The sequence below is a fragment of the Pantoea sp. ANP04 genome, from assembly GCF_041982285.1.
Classification (GTDB): Bacteria; Pseudomonadota; Gammaproteobacteria; order Enterobacterales; family Enterobacteriaceae; genus Pantoea; species Pantoea eucalypti.
On the sequence record NZ_JAUTYS010000006.1, the window covers coordinates 119,199 to 140,112 of the forward strand.

Annotated in this window: 16 protein-coding genes; 8 read left to right on the forward strand and 8 right to left on the reverse strand. The window is 56.7% G+C overall.

Annotated elements, in window-relative coordinates:
- Positions 1-69 precede the first annotated feature (69 nt).
- On the forward strand, positions 70-2,355 hold the full coding sequence (locus Q7C21_RS10515; RefSeq protein ID WP_375150709.1) for a zinc/cadmium/mercury/lead-transporting ATPase: 2,286 nt from the start codon (positions 70-72) through the stop codon (positions 2,353-2,355).
- Positions 2,356-2,408: 53 nt separating this feature from the next.
- Here the strand turns inward: Q7C21_RS10515 and tusA are convergent, their stop codons facing one another.
- Positions 2,409-2,660: a sulfurtransferase TusA gene (gene tusA, locus Q7C21_RS10520; RefSeq protein ID WP_003852184.1), complete on the reverse strand. Its 252-nt coding sequence runs from the start codon at positions 2,658-2,660 to the stop codon at positions 2,409-2,411.
- Positions 2,661-2,864: 204 nt separating this feature from the next.
- Between tusA and Q7C21_RS10525 the strand changes: the two genes are divergently transcribed.
- Both Q7C21_RS10525 and Q7C21_RS10530 read left to right on the forward strand, forming a co-directional pair.
- Entirely contained in the window at positions 2,865-3,530 is a 666-nt protein-coding gene (locus tag Q7C21_RS10525; RefSeq protein WP_003852182.1) for a 7-cyano-7-deazaguanine/7-aminomethyl-7-deazaguanine transporter, read from the forward strand.
- A gap of 322 nt (positions 3,531-3,852) precedes the next feature.
- Complete coding sequence (locus Q7C21_RS10530) at positions 3,853-4,407, forward strand: DcrB family lipoprotein (protein WP_003852180.1); 555 nt, start codon at positions 3,853-3,855, stop codon at positions 4,405-4,407.
- Between the two features lie 49 nt (positions 4,408-4,456).
- On the opposite strand, the gene iolE is transcribed toward Q7C21_RS10530, so the two are convergent.
- From iolE to iolD, 3 genes are all read right to left on the reverse strand, one after another.
- The gene (gene iolE, locus Q7C21_RS10535; protein WP_008926297.1) at positions 4,457-5,353 is read right to left on the reverse strand and encodes a myo-inosose-2 dehydratase; all 897 of its coding nucleotides are present in this window, start codon (positions 5,351-5,353) and stop codon (positions 4,457-4,459) included.
- Positions 5,354-5,400: 47 nt separating this feature from the next.
- A complete protein-coding gene (locus Q7C21_RS10540; protein WP_003852177.1) occupies positions 5,401-6,411 on the reverse strand; it encodes a Gfo/Idh/MocA family protein in 1,011 nt (336 codons plus the stop codon).
- Between the two features lie 62 nt (positions 6,412-6,473).
- Positions 6,474-8,414 carry a 3D-(3,5/4)-trihydroxycyclohexane-1,2-dione acylhydrolase (decyclizing) gene (iolD, locus tag Q7C21_RS10545; protein WP_008926298.1) on the reverse strand — a complete coding sequence of 647 codons (1,941 nt, stop codon included), beginning with the start codon at positions 8,412-8,414 and terminating at the stop codon, positions 6,474-6,476.
- Between the two features lie 545 nt (positions 8,415-8,959).
- On the opposite strand from iolD, the gene iolC reads away from it, so the two are divergent.
- The gene (gene iolC, locus Q7C21_RS10550) at positions 8,960-10,873 is read left to right on the forward strand and encodes a 5-dehydro-2-deoxygluconokinase (protein WP_105099958.1); all 1,914 of its coding nucleotides are present in this window, start codon (positions 8,960-8,962) and stop codon (positions 10,871-10,873) included.
- Positions 10,874-11,364: 491 nt separating this feature from the next.
- On the forward strand, positions 11,365-12,213 hold the full coding sequence (locus Q7C21_RS10555) for a MurR/RpiR family transcriptional regulator (RefSeq protein WP_003852174.1): 849 nt from the start codon (positions 11,365-11,367) through the stop codon (positions 12,211-12,213).
- A 92-nt stretch (positions 12,214-12,305) separates the two neighbouring features.
- Here Q7C21_RS10555 and iolB read toward each other — a convergent pair whose 3' ends face one another.
- Entirely contained in the window at positions 12,306-13,124 is an 819-nt protein-coding gene (gene iolB, locus Q7C21_RS10560) for a 5-deoxy-glucuronate isomerase (protein WP_039660847.1), read from the reverse strand.
- Positions 13,125-13,250: 126 nt separating this feature from the next.
- Positions 13,251-14,756, reverse strand: a complete 1,506-nt coding sequence (locus Q7C21_RS10565) for a CoA-acylating methylmalonate-semialdehyde dehydrogenase (RefSeq protein WP_375150710.1) — start codon at positions 14,754-14,756, stop codon at positions 13,251-13,253.
- A 421-nt stretch (positions 14,757-15,177) separates the two neighbouring features.
- Between Q7C21_RS10565 and Q7C21_RS10570 the strand changes: the two genes are divergently transcribed.
- Positions 15,178-15,993, forward strand: coding sequence for a TIM barrel protein (locus tag Q7C21_RS10570; RefSeq protein ID WP_003852169.1), 816 nt, complete (start codon positions 15,178-15,180; stop codon positions 15,991-15,993).
- 75 nt (positions 15,994-16,068) lie between these two features.
- On the opposite strand, the gene Q7C21_RS10575 is transcribed toward Q7C21_RS10570, so the two are convergent.
- Positions 16,069-17,292 carry an MFS transporter gene (locus Q7C21_RS10575; RefSeq protein WP_110410945.1) on the reverse strand — a complete coding sequence of 408 codons (1,224 nt, stop codon included), beginning with the start codon at positions 17,290-17,292 and terminating at the stop codon, positions 16,069-16,071.
- Between the two features lie 300 nt (positions 17,293-17,592).
- Here Q7C21_RS10575 and Q7C21_RS10580 point away from each other — a divergent pair, with 300 nt between their 5' ends.
- Positions 17,593-18,648 carry an AI-2E family transporter gene (locus Q7C21_RS10580; RefSeq protein WP_003852166.1) on the forward strand — a complete coding sequence of 352 codons (1,056 nt, stop codon included), beginning with the start codon at positions 17,593-17,595 and terminating at the stop codon, positions 18,646-18,648.
- On the opposite strand, the gene Q7C21_RS10585 is transcribed toward Q7C21_RS10580, so the two are convergent.
- Positions 18,637-19,314 carry a FadR/GntR family transcriptional regulator gene (locus Q7C21_RS10585; protein WP_039660851.1) on the reverse strand — a complete coding sequence of 226 codons (678 nt, stop codon included), beginning with the start codon at positions 19,312-19,314 and terminating at the stop codon, positions 18,637-18,639. The genes Q7C21_RS10580 and Q7C21_RS10585 overlap by 12 nt on opposite strands.
- A 148-nt stretch (positions 19,315-19,462) precedes the next feature.
- Between Q7C21_RS10585 and uxuA the strand changes: the two genes are divergently transcribed.
- Complete coding sequence (gene uxuA, locus Q7C21_RS10590; protein ID WP_003852162.1) at positions 19,463-20,647, forward strand: mannonate dehydratase; 1,185 nt, start codon at positions 19,463-19,465, stop codon at positions 20,645-20,647.
- Positions 20,648-20,914 lie beyond the last annotated feature (267 nt).

The following is a 20,914-nucleotide window of genomic DNA, read 5'->3' on the forward strand; positions in this document are numbered from 1 at the left end:
CTCCAGAGTGTAGGATAGCGGGATGAGCCGGGTTGCTCATCCCGCTTTTTTTTACACTCTGGAGGTCATATGCATCAACATCACGCCTGTGGCTGCGGCAAACCGCGTGCCAGCCACGCCGCAGCGAAACCGCTGTGCCAGGTTCGTCAGGCCCGTCCCCTCTCCCTTTCTATTCATGCTGCTACACCCGTAACGGCGGATACAGCGGGCTGTTGCTGTGACAGTAACAGCAGCCCTGGCAATGACGCCGACGCCGCTGAGGAAAGTGACCGGCGAGGCTCCTGGCCCTTTAGCTGGCAGGTCAGCGGGATGGATTGCCCGAGCTGCGCCCGCACCATTGAAACCGCCGTCCGTCAGGTAAAAGGCGTGACCGACGCCCGCGTGCTGTTCAGCAGCGAAAAGCTGGTCGTCAACGCCGATCAGGATGTGCAAAACGCCGTTGTACAGGCGGTGAAAAAAGCCGGTTTTCAGCTCGCCATTCCATCAGCCTCGTCACCCGCCACGGCAGCCACTCCGGGCTGGCAACAGAACCGGATGCTGATTTTGCTGGCATTGCTGGTACTCGTCAGCAGTGTCGTCAGCCAGTTCGCGCCCGCCTGGGGCGATCGGCTGTTTGTGCTGACCACGCTGGTCGGCCTGATCCCGGTCGCGCGCGGTGCATGGCAGCGCATTCGCAGCGGATCGCCTTTTACCATTGAGACATTAATGACACTGGCGTCAGCCGGTGCGCTGATTATTGGCGCGCACGCTGAAGCCGCGATGGTGCTGGTGCTGTTTCAACTGGGCGAACAGCTGGAAAGCTATGCCGCTTCCAGGGCGCGCAGCGGCGTCACCAGCCTGATGGCGTTGCGGCCTGAGTCGGCTATTCGCCTTGAACAGGGCAAACGTCGTGAAGTACCGCTGGCAGCGCTGCAACCCGGCAATGTGATTGAAGTGGCGGCGGGCAGCCGCCTGCCGGTCGACGGCCGTTTAATCAGCCCGCTTGCCAGTTTCGATGAGAGCGCGCTGACCGGAGAATCATTACCGGTCACGCGGGCCAGCGGCGAAAAGATTCTCGCCGGCGCCACCAGCGTGGATCGGCAGGTAATGCTGGAAGTGGTGTCGAAGCCGGGTGAAAGCGCGATTGACCGTATCCTGCAGCTGATTGAGGAGGCGGAAACGCACCGTGCGCCGGTAGAACGCTTTATCGATCAGTTCAGTCGCATCTATACGCCACTGGTGATGCTGCTGTCGCTGCTGGTGATGGTGGTGCCGCCCCTGCTTTTCGCAGGCGACTGGCAGCCGTGGATCTATAAAGGTCTGACGCTGCTGCTGATTGGCTGCCCCTGTGCGCTGGTGATCTCCACGCCCGCCGCGATTACCTCCGGGCTGGCGGCGGCGGCGCGACAGGGCGCGCTGATTAAAGGCGGTGCGGCGCTGGAGCGGCTGAGTTCGCTGCGCAGAATGGCGTTTGATAAAACCGGCACGCTGACGCTGGGCAAGCCACAACTGACGCAGATCCTGCGATTTGGCGAGGCCAGCGAATCAGAGATGCTGGCGCTGAGTGCCGCTGCGGAACAGGGTGCGACCCATCCACTGGCCAGCGCTATCGTGGCGGCCGCGCAGGCGCGTGAGCTGGTGATTCCTGACGCGCTGGATCAGCAGGTGCAGGCCGGACGCGGTATCCGTGCGCAGGTCTCAGGCCAGCAGATTCAGCTGCTGACGCCAGGCCATGCTCCCGGTCTGACGCCGCAGCAAAATGCGCAGATAGCGCAACAGGAAGCCGAAGGTGAAACGCTGGTAGTGCTGATGCGCGATGGCGACGCGCTGGGTGCGCTGGCCCTGCGCGATCAGCTGCGCGACGACGCCGTGGAGGCGTTAAAGGCGCTGAAAAAGCTGGGCATTGAGAGCCTGATGCTGACGGGTGACAATCCTCGCGCCGCAGCAACCATTGCCCGTCAGCTCGATATCGATTATCGCGCCAGCCTGCTGCCCGCCGATAAGGTGGCGGCCATCCGTGAACTGAGTCAGCAGCAGCCGCTGGCGATGGTCGGAGATGGTATTAACGACGCCCCGGCGATGAAAGCGGCGACGCTGGGCATTGCCATGGGTAGCGGCACTGATGTCGCGCTGGAAGCGGCCGATGCGGCCCTGACGCGAAATCAGCTCAGCAATCTGGCCCCGATGATTGCGCTGGCACGCCGGACACGGCGCATCATCCGCCAGAATATCGGTATTGCGCTGGGTCTGAAGGCGATTTTCCTGGTCACTACCCTGATGGGCCTGACCGGACTGTGGCTGGCGGTGCTGGCAGATTCCGGTGCGACCGCGCTGGTCACTGCCAACGCCTTGCGGTTACTGCGTCGTCGCGCCTGAGTGTGAGGCTTCTGATCGATGAGTAAAGTTAACGACGGCCCGAACGGCTGTCGTTAACCCGCCATGCCTTTACGAATCAGAAACTGATAAGGCAGCGTGTCGGTCTGCTGCGCCAGCAGGCCATGTTCCATAAAGCGGCAGAAGCCGGGAATGTCGCGCGTCGTCGCCGGATCGTCGGCGATAATCAGCAACGTCTCGCCATCCTGCAGGCCGCGTACGGTTTTGCGCACCATCATCACCGGCTCCGGGCAACGCAGGCCACGGGCATCCAGCTGATGATCGGCAGAGGAAAAAGCATCGCTCATAATCAACTCAGTTCAGCAAAAGGGCGCCTATTCTAGCGCGTGCTGGCGGTGAAGCAAGGCGATAACGATTGCGTTAAAATTAACCATTGCATAAAAAGCACAACGCGGTAAGATGCCGCCGCTTTTTGCTCATAAAACTGCCAGGCGCTGCCCGAACGGCGTCCCGCAATGGGTTCCCTCACCCCAACATTAAAAAGGTTGAATATGCTCGCATTTTCTTCACGTCAGCGCATGCATGCGCTTTTCTGGTTGTCGCTGTTTCACCTGCTGGTGATCACATCAAGTAACTATCTGGTACAGCTGCCAATTTCTGTCTTTGGCTTCCACACCACCTGGGGTGCATTCAGCTTTCCCTTTATCTTCCTGGCGACCGATCTCACCGTGCGTATTTTTGGCGCACCGCTGGCCCGACGCATTATTCTGGCTGTGATGATCCCGGCGCTGTTTATCTCTTACGGCGTTTCGGCACTGTTTTATCAGGGTGAATGGCAGGGCTGGCAGGCACTGGAAGTCATGAATCTCTTTGTTGCCCGTATCGCCTGCGCCAGCTTCATGGCTTACGCGCTGGGTCAGATCCTCGACGTTCATGTATTCAACCGTCTGCGTCGTCTGCCGCAGTGGTGGATAGCACCAGGCTGTGCCATGTTCCTGGGAAATATCAGCGATACGCTGGCCTTCTTCTTCATCGCCTTCTACAAAAGTCCTGATGCCTTTATGGCGCAGCACTGGGTTGAGATTGCACTGGTGGATTACAGCTTCAAAGTGCTTATCTGCATGGTCTTCTTCCTGCCCGCCTACGGCGTACTGCTCAACGCCGCGCTGAAGCGTCTGGCGGAACGCCAGACCGCCCGCCAGGTCAATTTCGGCTGAGCCGGGTTTATCAGACGTTATTGGTGCAGGCAGTCTGGACACGGACAGCGCGGAACAATCCGTAGTACACGTAGTTCGTGAGGATTACTCGCTGCGCCCGCCCCTTCAGGGCCGCCCTGACGGGCGTTCAGGTTGCTAAAGCAGCCTGTGTGAGCACTGCCCAGGTTCAGAATGACAAAAAAATAGTCTGATTGGCCAGGCGCTAAGAGCCCATACCATTTCCGCCATTACCCGCTAAGATCTTCTGACAATCATCAGGTTGCGTTTGCAGCCTGATTCCTGTTGTATTACTGCCTGACTGGAAACTTAAAAAGGGATTCTGATGCGCAATCTGGTGAAATATGTAGGAATGGGTTTACTGGTATTGGGCTTAGCCGCCTGTGACCAGAAGAAAGATGAAGCGGCGAATGACAACGGCGTCAGCGCCAGTCAGTCGGCGCAGACTGTCACGCTGATGGATGGCAAACTGAGCTTCTCACTGCCACCAGGCATGTCAGATAAAAGCGGTAAACTGGGTTCGCAGACCACGAACATGCACGTTTACGCAGATGAAACCGGTGCCCGCGCCATCATTGTGATTGCCGGCGACCCGACCAGTGATGGGCTGGATGTGCTGTCGAAGCGCATGGAACAGCAGCAGCGTAACCGCGACCCGCAGCTGCAGGTGGTGTCGAACAAATCTGTGACGCTGAAAGATCAGCCCGCACAGCAGCTGGATACGGTGATTTCTGCCAACAATCAGACCTCATGGTCTTCTGTGGTGCTGGCTAAAGTCGATGGCAAGCTGGTGACACTGCAGATTACGCTGCCAGGCGATAATCAGCAGCAGGCGCAGAGCGATGCAGACAACATTGTGAAAAGCATTACGCTGAAGTAAAACAAAAGGCTGGCTTCCCACGGGGAAGCCAGCCTTTATTCAGAGCAGATTATAAACCTGTATTTTCCCGGATATATTTCCGCGCTTTCACGGCATATTCAAAAGGATTGGCCAGCGCCGGATCCTGCTCCGCTTCCACCACCATCCAGCCTTTGTAGCCGTAATCATTCAGAATTTTAAACACCGGTTTGAAGTCGATCACGCCATCGCCAGGCACGGTAAAGGTGCCCTTTTTCACACCTTCCAGGAATGAGAGATGATTCTCCCGCACCTCAGCGACCACCTCATCACGCACATCCTTGAGATGAACGTGGAAGATGCGCGGCAGATATTTTTCCAGTACCGCCAGCATCTTCTGCTGGGAGCCTTCGGAGTAGTAAACGTGGCCAGTGTCATAGAGCAAACCCACCTGCTCGTCAGTCATCGCCATAAACCGGTCAATCTCTTCCGTGGTCTGAATGCCAGTACCCATGTGGTGATGCAGCGTCACGCGCATCCCTTTCTCCGCTGCAATGCGGGCGAGTTCGTTGTAGCCTTCTGCCGTTAACTGCCACTCTTCATCGCTGAAAATCGCTTTCTCTTCAAACACCGCAAGCCCGGTGCCCTGAATACTTTTACTCTGCTCAGAACAGCCGATCACCCGCGCGCCCATCGCATGCAGGAAGTTCATGTGCTCGATGAACTGTTCGATGGTTTTCTCTTTGTCACCGTTGGCGAAAAAGGTGCTGAACCAGGCGTTGCAGATCTGGATGCCGCGAATGTCGAGCATCGGTTTCAGAATCGCCGGATCGCGCGGGTATTTGCTGCCCACTTCGCTGCCGGTAAAGCCAGCCAGCGCCATCTCACTCACGGTCTGCTGGAAAGTATTTTCACTGCCGAGATCCGGCATGTCATCGTTGGTCCAGCCGATCGGCGCGATAGCCAGTTTTACGTTCTCTTTGTTCATTTTCTCATTCCCAGGCGGAGAGCGGCCAGGCCGCATAGACAGCTGAATCAGTTATAGAAAGCAGGACGTGGCGGCATCTCTACCGGCTCAATCGCACCACTGTTCTGCGCTTTGATACAGGCATCGGCGGCCACGGAGGCGGCAAAGCCATCCCATGCAGAAGGTCCGGTAAGCTGGCCCGCTTTGATGTCGTTGATAAACGCCTGCAGCTCAACGTCATACGCTTCGATAAAGCGATCTTTCCAGTCCACCAGAATGGTGTTCGACAGGCGCGCATCTTTGCGCAGCTGTACTGATGAAGGCTCCGGCAGACGAGCAATCCCCTCTTCACCGACCACTTCACACTGAATGTCATAGCCGTAAGCGCAGTTAACAAAAATCTCAACGTCGATACGCACCCCTTTGTGGGTTTCGAACAGGACGATCTGCGGATCTTTCAGCTGACCATGCGACTTCGACGTCACGCGCGGGAAGATGACCTGCACGGTTTTATAGTCGTCGTTTGTCAGCCAGCGCAGCACATCCAGCTCGTGGATGAGGGTGTTGGTGATCGCCATCGGCGTGGTGTAGTTCTCTGGCACGGTCGGGTTGCGGTGCGCGCAGTGCAGCATCAGCGGCTCACCGATATCGCCATCGGTAATCACTTTTTTCAGGGCGCGATAGCCCGCATCGTAAGGACGCATAAAGCCGACCTGCACCAGGCGTTTACCGGCCTGAATCTCTGCATCCACCACCCGGCGGCAGCCCTCGGCGCTCATCGCCAGCGGCTTCTCACAGAACACCGGTTTACCGGCGGCAATCGCCGCTAAGGTGAACTCTTCATGGGTTGGATCCCATGAGGTGACCAGCACCGCATCAACATTCGGTGACTGAATCACATCGTGGCCATTTTCGAACACCTCCGCCTCAATGTTCAGGCGCTGCAGTGCAGCACGCGCGCCTTCGACATTGATGTCAGAGACGGCAACCACCTGGGCACCCTGCAGCACATGGCTGCAGCGGCGAATATGTTCCTGACCAATTGCACCTGTACCGATGACACCAAGTTTCAAAGTCATAATTACACCTGTGTAGGGTTCGTACGGAGAAGAGGAAAACGGGCCGCAGCACGGCCCGGAAATTAATATTTGCGCGCCTGATCCAGATGGCTGTTGAGCTTGTCCGCCACCGCCTGAGCGCGTTCGGTCTTCGACGCCTGCGCCACACCGACATGCCACCAGCTGAAATATTTGTGGATCATGGTTTTAGGCAGCACTTTGATGTCGATAAGGGTGGAAACCGTCTGGGTGCGGGCATCTTCCAGCGCCGCTTTGAGCTGCTCCAGCGTGGTGACACGATAGGTTTTGCAGCCATAACCGGCAGCAATCGCGGCGAAATCGACCGGGATAAAACCGCCGTCCAGCTTGCCGCCTTCCGGGTTACGGAAGCGGAACTCGGTGGTGAAGCTGTCCATGCCGTGTTCCATCTGCAGGTTATTGATGCAGCCGTTGGTCATGTTATCCAGCAGCACCACGTTAATTTTCGCCCCTTCCTGAATCGAGGTGACCAGCTCTGAGTGCAGCATCATAAAGGAGCCATCACCGACCAGCGCATAGACCTCGCGCTGCGGTTGCGCCAGCTTCACACCCAGCGCGGCATTCACTTCATAGCCCATGCAGGAGTAGCCATATTCAACGTGGTAGGCGTTGTAATCTTTGGTGCGCCAGACGCGCTGCAGGTCACCCGGCAGACTGCCTGCCGCTGCCACGACCACCGCATCTTTTGGCAGTTGCTCGTTCAGCGTGCCGAGTACGCTGCTTTGCGTCAGCAGCGACTGGGTCAGGCGGTTAAATTCAGCGAACACCGCTTCGCGGTCGAGATGGTCAGCAATCTCCGGCACAAAGTCGCCATCGTGATATTCCACCTGGTAGACGCGCTGCGTCTCTTTCAACAGCTGACTCTGCGCCTGCTCAATCTGGTTGCCCCAGTCGTTGCTGTAGTGCTGTGAGGCCAGCGCGGCAGTGAGCGCGGTCAGCCCTTCGCGGGCATCGGCCAGCAGCTGCACGCCATCCAGCTTGTAGCTGTCGAAGTTGCTGACATTGATGTTCAGGAAGCTGACATCGGGATGCTGGAAAATCCATTTCGATGCAGTAGTGAAATCGGTGTAGCGGGTGCCGATGCCGATCACTAAATCGGCCTCTTTTGCCAGCAGGTTAGCGGCCAGACAGCCGGTTTCACCCACGCCGCCGACGTTCAGCGGATGGTCAGAAACCAGCGTGCCTTTGCCCGCCTGCGTCTCGGCAAAGGGAATCTGATAACGCTCAGCAAACTGGCGCAGCGCCTCGCCCGCTTCGGAGTATTTCACACCGCCGCCGCAGATAATCATCGGCTTGCGCTTACGATTAATCAGCGTCAGGGCATCTGCCAGCTGCGCCGCCACCGGCAGACGGCGATCCAGACGGTGCACACGTTTCTGGAAGAAGTAGTCCGGATAATCCCAGGCTTCGCCCTGCACATCCTGCGGAAGAGAGAGCGTGACCGCGCCGGTTTCAGCCGGATCGGTGAGTACGCGCATGGCATTAATACAGGCGGACATCAGCTGCTCCGGGCGGCTGACGCGATCCCAGTATTTGCTGACGGCGCGGAAGGCGTCGTTGGTGCTGATGCTGAGGTCGTAGCTCTGCTCAATCTGTTGCAGTACGGGATCGGGCTGGCGGGTAGCGAAGACGTCGCCGGGCAGCAGCAGCAGCGGAATGCGGTTAGCCGTCGCCGTCGCGGCGGCGGTGATCATATTCGCCGCACCAGGCCCCACGGATGAACTGCAGGCGATAATCTGACGGCGCAGTGACTGGCGTGCAAAGCCGGTGGCAGCATGGGCCATGCCCTGCTCATTACGGCCCTGATAAACCATCAGATCGCCGCTATCCTGTTCCAGCGCCTGGCCCAGCCCCAGCACGTTGCCATGGCCGAAGATCGCGAAGATACCTTTGACGAACTTCGTTTCAACGCCATCGACATCAATGAATTGATTATCCAGAAATTTAACCAGCGCCTGTGCCGTGGTCAGTCTGATAGTGCTCATATTCTTCCTTACATGCTGGTGGACCCCGACTTCCGCGACAGCACGCCAGGCGTTGTCTTGGGCGGAAAAGGCGACCGGAATAACTGAAACGTGAGGCGATTATAAACAAATATTTTTTTCATAAAACACGATTACAGAAGAAACATTTCATTTTGCGAGTGAGATCAAATTTAATGGCGGCTTCAGGTGTGACGGGGGATTGCAGAGGGGAAATCTGGAACGTTTAACAGAGAGTGGCACATGATGAAAAAATTTATTTCAATGCAGCAGCATGCCTGACTGGCGTGCGGATTCCTGCGATCCCCTTCACAACCCTGACATACCGGACATCGTGCCGACGAAGACTGCGCAGACGGAAGAGAATCAGGAGTTTTACCTGGTTCACAAAATTGCGATGGATATTTCATTTCGTGTTGAATATGGAATTTTTATTCCTCATAATTCTCCCATTGTCAGTCAGACACCCACAGACCCGGATGCAGAGCGAATATAGCGTCGACCTTTTCGCCCGCCAGCCCTGCTAATCACAAGAGGAAACCACAGGTATGAGTACACAACAGAAGCCGCTTGATGTGATTTGTATCGGGCGAATTGCCGTTGATTTTTATGGTCAGCAAATTGGAGCGCGGCTGGAAGATGTCACCTCCTTTGCGAAATATCTGGGCGGTTCCTCAGGCAACGTCGCCTATGGCACCGCGATTCAGGGGCTGAAATCAGCGATGCTGGCGCGGGTGGGAGATGAGCATAATGGTCGCTTTCTGCGTGAAGCGTTGCAGCGCGTCGGCTGTAATACCGATGCACTGATCACCGATCCGCGGCGTCTGACGGCACTGGTGATCCTGGGCATCAAAGACGAAGAGACTTTTCCGCTGATTTTCTACCGTGATAACTGCGCTGACATGGGGCTGGTGCCGGAAGATATTGATGAAACCTTTATTACCTCTTCCCGCGCGGTAGCGGTAACCGGCACTCACTTATCGCATCCACAAACCCGTGAAGCTGTGCTGAAAGCGCTGGATATCGCCCGCCGCAACGGTCTGCGCACGGCGCTGGATATTGATTACCGCCCGGTATTGTGGGGGCTGACCTCGCTGGGTGACGGTGAAACGCGTTTCATTGAGTCTTCCCAGGTTACGCAGCAGTTGCAGGAAGTGGTGCACTATTTCGATTTGATCGTCGGCACCGAAGAGGAGTTTCACATCGCCGGTGGCAGCACCGACACCCTGACTGCTCTGAAGAACGTTCGCAAGGCGAGCCAGGCAACGCTGGTCTGCAAACGCGGTCCGCTGGGTTGCGTGGTGTTTGAAGGGGATATACCGGATAGCTGGGAAGAGACTCAGCTGCACACCGGCGTGCGCGTTGACGTGCTCAACGTGCTGGGCGCGGGTGATGCCTTTATGTCTGGCCTGCTGCGCGGCTGGCTGAATGATGAAGGCTGGGAGCAGGCGTGCCGTTACGCCAACGCCTGTGGGGCGCTGGTGGTTTCACGCCACGGCTGTGCCCCGGCCATGCCAACCAAAGCGGAACTGGATGATTTCCTGAGCCGCGACAAAGAGGTGAAACGTCCCGATCTCGACAGTCGTCTCAACCACCTGCACCGCGTGACCACCCGCAAGCAGGCGTGGCCGGAGCTGAACGTTTTCGCTTTTGATCATCGCAAACAACTGGCGGACATGGCGGAGGAAGCGGGCGTGGATGAAAGCCGTATTCCACAGCTGAAACTGCTGCTGCTGGAAGCCGCTCAGAAGGCCGCCAGAGAGGCGGGATTAGAGAATAAGAGCGGTATTCTGGCGGATACCACCTATGGTCAGAAAGCGCTGAATGCCATCACCGGGAAGAACTGGTGGATTGGCCGTCCGATTGAGCTGCCGAGCTCACGTCCGCTGCGCCTGGAGCATGGCAACATTGGCTCGCAGCTGATCGACTGGCCCGCCGAGCACGTCGTGAAATGTCTGGTGTTTTATCATCCTCACGACAGTGCTGAACTGCGCAAAGAGCAGGATGACGTGGTGCTCGATGTCTGGAATGGCTGTAATAAAAGCGGGCATGAGCTGCTGCTGGAAGTGATTCTCCCGGAGAGCAACCCGGATAAAAATGAAGCCTATTACCTTGATATGCTGACGCATTTCTACAGTCTGGGCATCCAGCCTGACTGGTGGAAACTGCCACCGCTGTCCGCGGAAAGCTGGCAGGCGATCAGCACGCTGATTGAGCAGCAGGATCCCCACTGTCGCGGCATTCTGTTGCTCGGTCTGGATGCGCCTGAAGAGAAGCTTAAAGCGGGCTTTGCCGCGGCGGCCAACGCGCCCTGGGTGAAAGGCTTTGCGGTGGGTCGCACCATCTTTGGTCAGCCTTCGCGCCAGTGGCTGCAGGGTGAACTGGACGATCAGGCGCTGATTGAGACCGTTAAAGGCAATTATCTGCGGCTGATTGAGTACTGGCGTGCTGCCCGCGCCTGATTTCATGCTCTGCTATAGACTGTCTCAACCGCGATGGCCTCAGACGGCTGACTTACTCAAGGCAGGGTGAAGGTTGCAGCAACAAATAAGCTCAACGCGCAGGTAACATGGTCAGAGGAGGAAAGCGTCCCGCGCCAGGGACGGGGCGGGCCGAGCGGCCATGGATGGCTTAAGCGACTTTCCGATCTGACCATGTTACCTGAGCCTGCGCGAACTCATAGCAGGCAGAGACAGACTCTTTCATCACGCTATCCCAACCGGGATGGCGTTTTTTACTGGTTACCCTCCCAGCCTGCTGTCATTTCATCCCGGTTTTCACCCTGACATTGCCCGCGAAGAGTCACGCCTCGGGCGCTAAAGCTAATCTGTGAACCATTTCATAAAGCCATGAAATAAACTGCGCCGTTAACGCAAAGAAATGAAATTTTCCATCCATCTGGTAATATAGCGCTCATTATGCAGCCATTATTCTAATTATACGGGCAGAAGTGATGAACAATAATCCCACCCAACTTTCTCTCTTGCAGGACGATATTCGTCGCCGCTACGAAACGCTGAGCAAGCGTCTTAAACAGGTTGCGCGCTACATCCTTGATAACAGTAACAGTATTGCTTTCGATACCGTCGCCTCGATTGCCCAGCAGGCCGATGTGCCGCCGTCGACGCTGATCCGTTTTGCGAATGCGTTTGGCTTCAGCGGTTTCAACGAAATGAAACAGGTTTTTCGTCAGCACCTGATGGAGGAGACGGTCAACTATACCGAGCGCGCTCGCCTGTTTCGTCAGACCTCAACGGACGACAGCGCCAGTGCCCCTGAAAGCCCAGCGGAGATCCTCAACGTCTTTACGATGGTGAACAGCCAGGCGTTGCAGCAACTGGCGATGCAGGTTAATCCTGAGCAGCTGAACAAGGCAGTGAAACTGCTGAATGAGGCTGAGAACATCTATGTCATCGGCCTGCGTCGCTCCTTTAGCGTCGCCTCCTATCTGGTTTACGCGCTGCGTCACCTGGAGCGTCGCGCGTTTCTGATTGATGGCCTGGGCGGGATGTTTACCGAGCAGCTCAGCCTGGTAAACCCGAAAGATGTGGTGATTGCGATCAGCTACTCGCCTTATGCGCGTGAGGCGGTCGAAGTGGTTGAAATGGGTGCTAAACGTGGCGCGCATCAGATTGCTATTACCGACAGCCAGGTCAGCCCGCTGGCCGCCTTTAGTGATGTCTGCTTTGTGGTGCGTGAGGCGCAGGTCGACGGCTTCCGTTCGCAGGTCGCCTCGCTCTGCCTGGCGCAGACGCTGGCGGTGTCACTGGCTTTGAACAACGCCGAGAGTTCCGCTCAGTAACCTGCGTTCCACACAGTAAAAAGGGCAGCCCAATTGGCTGCCCTTTTTGTGGCTATCCACGCACTATGCACGCCTGATAAAACCGCCGTGATTTACGCGTTGCGCGGATAGCTGTCGCTGTTCACCCAGGCGTGATCTTTCTCCCAGCTGAATTTCCACAACCGCACCGGCCCCGCCATCACGTTCAGATAGTAGTTGTTGTAACCTGCCAGCGTCGCCACCGGATGATAGCCGCGCGGCACCATCACCACGTCGCGATTATAGGGTGCCATGCAGACATCCAGTGAGCGGTCGTCGGTGTAGACGCGTTGCATGGCAAAGCCAGGCTCCGGATCGAAACGGTGATAGTAGGTCTCTTCCAGGTAGGTTTCGTTTTCACTCTCCTCCTGGTCGTGCTTGTGGCTGGGATAAGAGCTGGTATCGCCCTCGTTGGTATAAACCTCAACCACCAGCAGGCTGTCAGCCGGTTCAGTGTCAGGCAGGATATTATGCACCAGGCGCTGATTGCGCCCTTTTCCGCGATGCTCAACACCTACATCCGCTGGTGCAATCAGTCGTGCAGGCAGATTTCCCTGACCGGGCGCGTTACAGACCGCCAGTTCAAGATCGCTGTCTGCATACACTTCCACTTCATCATCATGCGGCACATAAACGGAATAAGGCGGCACGCGTTCGAAAGGCGACATGCGCTTACCGATACCGGGAAACTCAGCATGGCGGGTTTTCACCGAGGCCAGCCCGGCCACCAGCACCAGACACAGCTCTTTATCACCACTGTTGAGGCGCAGGGTTTCCCCTTTCTTCAGCAGATAAGCATCAAACCCGACATAACGCCAGCCAGCACGCTCAGGTGTGACATGCTGAATACGGCCCTGTGCGTCAGGGGCCTGTGCTTTCGACAGTAAAGACATCCCGATCCTCCTCTCTGTCACGATTAACACGGCGAGAGTCACGCGGACGCAATGCCAGCGAACAAAGCGACCGGCAGACTATCCTGCCGGTCGCACACCGTGATCCGTGATCGACGTTGAAATAAATTAGCCTAAGGTTGGCATACTGAATTCAGACACGGTCTGCTGACCGGATGGCCAGCGCACGGTGGCGGTTTTCATGCGCGTATAGAAGCGCACGCCGTCCGGCCCGTGGACATTCAGCGCGCCAAACACGGAACGTTTCCAGCCGCCAAAGCTGTGGAATGCCATCGGCACCGGAACCGGCACGTTGACACCCACCATGCCCGCTTCAACGTTCTGCACAAACTCACGCGCGGTGTGACCGTTGCTGGTGAAAATCGCACTGCCGTTGCCAAACTCATGGCTGTTAACCAGTTGCAGTGCGCTGTCGTAATCCGGTGCGCGCATGATGCTCAGCACCGGCCCAAAAATCTCTTCACGCCAGATCACCATCTCAGAGGTGACGTTATCAAACAGCGTGCCGCCAACGTAGTAACCTTCTGCGTGACCCGCAACCTGCACGTTACGGCCATCCACCACCAGCTTCGCACCTTCCTGCTCGCCTTTATCGATGTAACCCAGCACCTTCTTCTGGTGCGCAGCGGAGACAACCGGACCCATCTCATTTTCTTCGGCACCCTGACTCATTCCCGGGCCGATACGCAGTGCTTTCACCAGCGGTGTCAGGCGGGCAATCAACTTGTCTGCGGTGTCATCACCCACGGCGACAACAACAGGCAGAGCCATACAGCGTTCACCGGCAGAACCAAACGCACCGCCCATGATGGCGTTAACGGTGGCATCCAGATCGGCATCCGGCATAACGATAGCGTGGTTTTTCGCCGCGCCAAATGCCTGCACTCGCTTGCCGTGGGCGCTGGCGGTCTTATAGATATGCTCAGCTACGCCTGAAGAGCCGACGAAGCTCACCGCGGCAATGCGCGGATCCTTATAGAGCTGCTCAGCATCTTCATTAGAGCTGTGCACCACGTTGAATACGCCATCCGGCAGGCCCGCTTCGGTCAGGAGCTCGGCCATACGCACGGCCGCAGACGGATCCAGCGCCGGTGGCTTCAGGACAAAGGTGTTACCGCAGGCCAGTGCGATCGGGAACATCCACAATGGCACCATCGCCGGGAAGTTGAACGGCGTAATGCCCGCCACGACGCCAACCGGCTGCATCAGCGAGAAGCTGTCAACGCCGCCGCCGACGTTCGGGGAATATTCGCCTTTGAGCAAATGAGGGATCCCGCAGGCAAACTCAATCACTTCAATGCCACGCGTCAGTTCACCCAGTGCATCGGACCAGACTTTGCCATGCTCAGAGACAATCAGCGCCGCCAGCTCATCACGATGCTGCTCCATCAGGGCTTTAAAGTTAAACAGAACGCGGGCGCGACGCAGCGGCGAAGTTTTAGACCAGGCTGAAAATGCGTCATGCGCGGCACCAATCGCCTGAGCCACTTCATCAGCGGTACTTTGCGTCAGTTCACGAACCACTTTGCCGGTTGCCGGATCGTAAACAGGAATGGTTTCGTTGCTGGCGCTGAACGTGATTTTACCGCCAATAAAGTTACCTATGGTTGTCATGATGTTGCCTCTTAAGATGGTTAAGTTCCCTGCAGACGGGCCCTTTGGCCTGCCACACTGCCTGACCAGGCAAACCTGAAAGCGTGCTATGAAGCTATTACAGTGGAATAAATTTTTCAAATAGTTATTTTTGGAAAATTTGATTTTAGCGGCACAGATCGCATTTTTATTGTCCACCCCTGTCTGACCGCGTGATGAGAGCAGCAGAGCAATATTACCGGTCAGCCTTAGCGTAACAGGGGAATTACCGCGGCGTGGATTACGTCTGTTTCTGCGAAGTCGATCCTGCGTTGACGCATCAGCGTGAAACGAAATATGAAATTAATGCGAGGCTGATCTAATAAAATACATTTCATAATTCACTAATTATGAAATAAATGTTTTCTTTAGTCGAAACATTCTCCTGTTCCGGAGTTAGCGCATGGCCATCGACCCAACCCGTTTCTGTATCAACCGCAAAATTGCGCCCCGGCTCTCGCTGGAAGCCTTCTTTCAGCTGGTTCAGCGTCTGGGCCTGAGCAAGGTTGAACTGCGTAATGATATGCCCGGCGGCAGCGTCACTGACGATCTCAGCACCGATCAACTGCGCGCCCTGGCCGACAGATACCACATTGATATCATCAGCATTAATGCGCTCTATCCGTTTAACCATATTGATGACGCGCTGCTGAGCCGGGCCGAGGCGCTGTTACAGACAGCACAACAGATTGGTGCAAAAGCGCTGGTGATGTGTCCGCTGAATGAGGGGATTACCGTGTCGCCTCAGCAGACACAGGCGGCGATGCAGGCACTGGCGCCGCGCTTTGCCCACTATGGCATTCTGGGGCTGGTGGAGCCACTGGGTTTCCCGGTCAGCTCACTGCGTTCGATCGTGCAGGCGCAGGCGTTAATTGCTGCGGCAGGCGTGCCTTTTAAACTGTTGCTGGATACGTTTCATCATCATCTCTATGAGAAGGCTGAACAGGAATTCCCGGTGGGTATCGATATTGACCAGATTGGACTGGTGCACCTTTCAGGCGTGGAAGATCAACGTCCGACCGCCGAACTGACCGACGAAGAACGCATCATGCTGAATGACAATGATGTGCTGAAGAGCGTGGTGCAGGTTAAACGGCTGGAGATGCTTGGCTATAAGGGCGTCTACGCCTTTGAGCCGTTCTCCGGTCAGCTCAACAGCTGGACCCCGGCGGAGATTGAACGCCAGATCCGCCACAGTATTGAACTGCTGCAGGCCTGAATCCTGCTGCATCCCGCATTTATCCGTTTATCTGTGTCTGAAAAGACGTTATGGCCCGCTGCTGGGCCATTTTTTTTATTCTGAAGAACCGTCTGCTGCTGACTGCGATGCCTGACGCTTCAACAGCCGCAGCGTGCAGAAAAACGCGACACAGACCAGCAGCGCCGTGAGCAGATAGACGCGTGAGACATCCGCATAATTCATGATGAATCCGGCCAGTGGCCCGGTTATCCCCAGCGACAGATCCATAAAGGCGGTATAGGTTGCCAGGGCGCTGCCCTGATTCTGCTGCGGCACCACTTTTACCGCCACCACGCCCAGCGCCGGGAACACCAGAGAAAACCCGGCCCCGGTCAGAAAAGCACCCGCGTTTGCCATCCAGGGATTACCCGCAGCGGCGACCAGAAACAGTCCGGCCGCTTCAACCGCCAGACAAACGCTGGCGACCCGCAGACCGCCGTGGCGGTTAATCGCATTGGGAAACAGCAGGCGTGCGCCAACAAAAGCCATGCTGAACAGGGAAAGCGCAAAAGCGGCTCCCTGCCAGCCTTTATCCTGATAGAACAGCGTGATAAAGGTGGCGATAACGCCAAAACCCGCCGATCCCATCGCCAGAATCGCACCAAAACCGGCGATTTTTCCCAGCACAGCCCGAAACGGCAGCGGTCTGGCGCGGCTGGCTTTTACGGCCGGACGCGGCACGGCACAGACGATGCCCACGACACAGATGGCAACAATGACCAGTGACAGCCACAGCAAACCGCCTGCCTGAAAAATCACTACGCCGAGCGGTGCGCCAATGGCCATCGCGCCATAGGTGACGATCCCGTTCCAGGATATTACCCGACCAATGTGCAGTGAACCCACCCTTGCCACTCCCCACAACGAGGTGCCGGTGCCGGTAAAACTCTGGCCCACGCCCAGAATCAACCGGCCCACGCAGAGCAGGATCAGGCTCCACATCGGTGATGCGATCAGGGCCGCCAGCAGAATACACAATCCGCTGATCAGACAGCCTACCAGGCCCGTGACCACCACTTTTTTGGGTCCCCAGAGATCGGCATAGCGCCCAGCATGTGGCCGGCTCAGCAGCGTCGCAACATATTGCAGGCTGATCACCAGGCCGGCCCAGAACGCGCTGAAGCCCAGCTGGTCATGCACCCAGCCTGGCAATACCGCCAGCGGCAGACCAATGGTGAGATAGCTGGCAAAGTTGTAGGCCACAATAGAGAGGATCAGCAGAGAGATATTCAGGTTGCCATGTGGGGTAGTCGGTTCCGCTGCAGGCTGTTCAGGCATGCGTCCTCACGATCGTATTTGGCTGAATGATAAGGTTTATCCCTTAACTATACCCGCTTTCGCCTCCTGCGCATCACAATGGCACGGTTATCTGGCAAACACGACTGCCCGAACGTGCTGCAGATAACCGGATGAAAACAGCCACAAGGGAGAGTGGCTGTTCTGTTGCTATAGCTGAGTGCTGTGGCGCTAATACTCTCGCCACTTTGCCGCCGCGCTTTACCGTTTCTCTGATAAATCAGATTGTTAATTTTCTTTCAGCTACACTTTCAACAGCCAATTTACGTTATGAGAGAGAGAATGAGCGAGCTGCAACGGGAAAAGATCGGACAAAATATTCTGATAAAACTGGCGATGCTGGTCATCATCCTCGCCGGGGTTCGGGCAGCGTCCGATATTCTGGTTCCGCTTTTGCTGGCGGCGTTCTTTGCAATTGTACTCAACCCACTGGTGACGATGCTGATGCGCCGGGGCTTTCGCCGTGGACTGGCCATTGGCCTGGTTATCACGGTGATCTTCTGCGCACTTGTGCTGCTGGGCGCCATCATCGCCAGCTCAATGAGCGAGTTTTCCGACCTCTACCCGCAACTACGTGCCACGATGGAGCAGAAGATGACGGTGCTGCAACATCTGGCGGCAGGCTTTCATATCAATATCTCAACAGATGCGCTGGTACAGCGTTTCGATCCTAACACTATGATGAACCTGGCAAGCGTGGCGCTGAGCGGCTTTTCCGGTGCGATGACCAATACTGTGCTGCTGGTGCTGACCGTGGTCTTTATGCTGTTTGAGGTTCATCACCTGCCCTATAAAATGCGTAACGCGCTGGTGAATCCTAAAATCCGCATCGCCGGGCTGCATAAAGCGTTGAAAGGGGTCACGCACTATCTGGCGCTGAAAACGCTGGTGAGTCTGATTACCGGCATCGCGGTCTGGCTGAGTCTTTATCTGCTGGATGTGAAGTTCGCGCTGCTCTGGGGTGTCGTGGCATTTATCCTCAATTTCATTCCCAATATTGGTCCGATTATCGCCGGTATCCCGCCCTTACTTCAGGCGCTGTTACTGAACAGTCTGTTTGATGCCGCGATGGTGGCGGCGCTGTTTACCGCGATTCACATGGTGTTCGGCAATATGCTGGAACCGCGACTGATGGGTCGCGGTCTGGGCTTATCAACGCTGGTGGTGTTCCTGTCGCTGGTGTTCTGGGGCTGGCTGCTCGGGCCGGTCGGCATGCTGCTCTCGGTGCCGCTGACCAGCATTACCAAAATCCTGATGGAAACTACGCCAGGCGGCAGTCGTCTGGCGATTATGCTGGGCACCGGACGACCTAAGCGGGCGCGGGGATTAACCAAGTAGCTGCTGCTGCACGTGCTGCAGATGGTTCTCCATCGCCTGACGGGCAGCCGCTTCATCGCCCGCCACGACGGCCTCGGCGATCTGCTGATGGTCAGCATTCATCTCGCGTGCGAAGTTATTATCAGCATAATGGCGCTCCAGTCGCTGCACATGCGGACTGTGCCGCCGGTTCCATAACTGCTCCAGCAGGTCGCGTAACACATCATTGCCGCTCATCTCGCTGATGAGCAGGTGAAAGCGTTTGTCCTGCTCCAGGAAAGCCGCATCGTTTGCATTGTACTGCTGCAGTTCAGCGGTCAGCGCCAGCAGTGCCGCGCGCTGAACGGCGGTGCCGTTACGTGCGGCAAATCCCGCCAGCATCCCTTCAAAGGCTTCCCGCGCCTGCAGCAGGTCCTGCAGACTGCAACTCTCCTGCGGAACGGCGGCCTGCGGCAGTGGCTGCGCGACGTAGACGCCGTTGCCCGTGCGGATATCGACCCAGCCGGTCATTTCCAGCGCAATCAATGCTTCACGCACTGACGAGCGGCTGACACCCAGCTGTTTTGCCAGCTCGCGCTCTGGCGGCAGTAAGCCTCCTGCCGCAAAGTCACCGCGCGTAATGCCGGCCATAATGACGTTGGCGATCTGACGATACAGGCGCTCAGTTTTAATAACGGGTAGCGTCATCACCCTCTCCTCTTCGTCCGCTTAAAACCGATCACATCGCTGATGCAGTTTGTGATGCTGCGATCCGGATCACGGCCCTGTTTTGTCCACTATCATACTCTTGGCCCAGCGGCCTGACCACTGGGCCACATCACACTAAGGAGTAATAATGGAACATACATGGCGATGGTACGGCCCAAGCGACCCGGTATCCCTGGATGATGCGCGTCAGGCGGGTGCGACCGGCATTGTAACGGCGCTGCACCATATCCCTAACGGCGAGGTGTGGCCGGTTGAAGAGATTAAAGCACGCCAGGCCCTGCTGGCTGAAAAAGGTCTGGTCTGGTCGGTGGTCGAAAGTATCCCGGTCCATGAGGCGATCAAAACTCAGCGGGGTGACTACCTTCGCTACATTGCCAATTACCAGCAGTCGATACGCAATCTGGCTGCCTGCGGCATTGATACCGTCTGCTACAACTTCATGCCGGTGCTGGACTGGACGCGCACCGACCTCGCCTGGACGCTGCCAGATGGCGCAAAAGCGCTGCGCTTCGACGCTGATGCGTTTGCCGCCTTTGAGCTTTATCTGCTACAGCGCCCGGGCGCGGAGAAGGATTACAGCGCTGCCGAGCAGCAGGCCGCAGCGCAGCGCTTTTCCGCCATGAGCGCAGAAGAGAAAAACACCCTGGTGCGCAATATTATCGCCGGTCTGCCAGGTGCTGAAGAGGGTTACACCCTGGCGCAGTTTCAGGCGCAACTGGCACAGTATGACGGTATTGATAAAGCGAAACTGCGCGAGCATATGGCAACGTTTCTGCGCGCCATCGTGCCGGTTGCGGAAGAGACGGGCGTTAAACTGGCGGTGCATCCGGACGATCCACCGCGTCCTATTCTGGGTCTGCCACGCATTATCTCCACGCAGGAAGATATGCAGTGGCTGAAAGAAACCGTGGACAGTCTGCACAACGGATTCTGCTTCTGTACCGGCTCTTATGGTGTGCGTGCCGATAATGCGCTGGTTGAGATGGCGGAAACCTATGCCGACCGCATCAACTTTGTCCATCTGCGCGCCACGAAGCGCGAAGCTAATCCCGCCAGCTTCCATGAAGCGGCGCATCTGGCGGGCGATGTCGATATGGTCGGCGTGATCAAAGTCATTCTGGCGGAAGAGCAGCGCCGTCGCCGTGCAGGCAACCTGCGGGCAATACCTATGCGTCCCGATCACGGTCATCAGATGCTGGACGACCTGCATAAACGCACGAATCCGGGTTACTCAGCCATTGGACGTCTTAAAGGTCTTGCTGAACTGCGCGGCGTTGAAGTCGCCTTGAAACAGATCTATTTTGCTCATTAAGTCAACGGCTACCCTGTGCCCGATTCTGACGGGCCAGGGTCTCTGCCGGCCGCAATGAGATGTTTTCCTCCGCGTTACTTATCCCTGCCTGATTTCTGCCGAATTCAAATGAAAGCAAAACAACCCCCTCAATTAAGGCTGTGTCGGGTCGATAATTGACCTGAGTCAGTTCTGTTGCTCGCAAAAACGCTAATCTGCCCGGCCCGGAGAAATGCTATGCTGCGCAACTGTTCAGCCCCTGCATAAAACGAATAATACTCAGAGGAT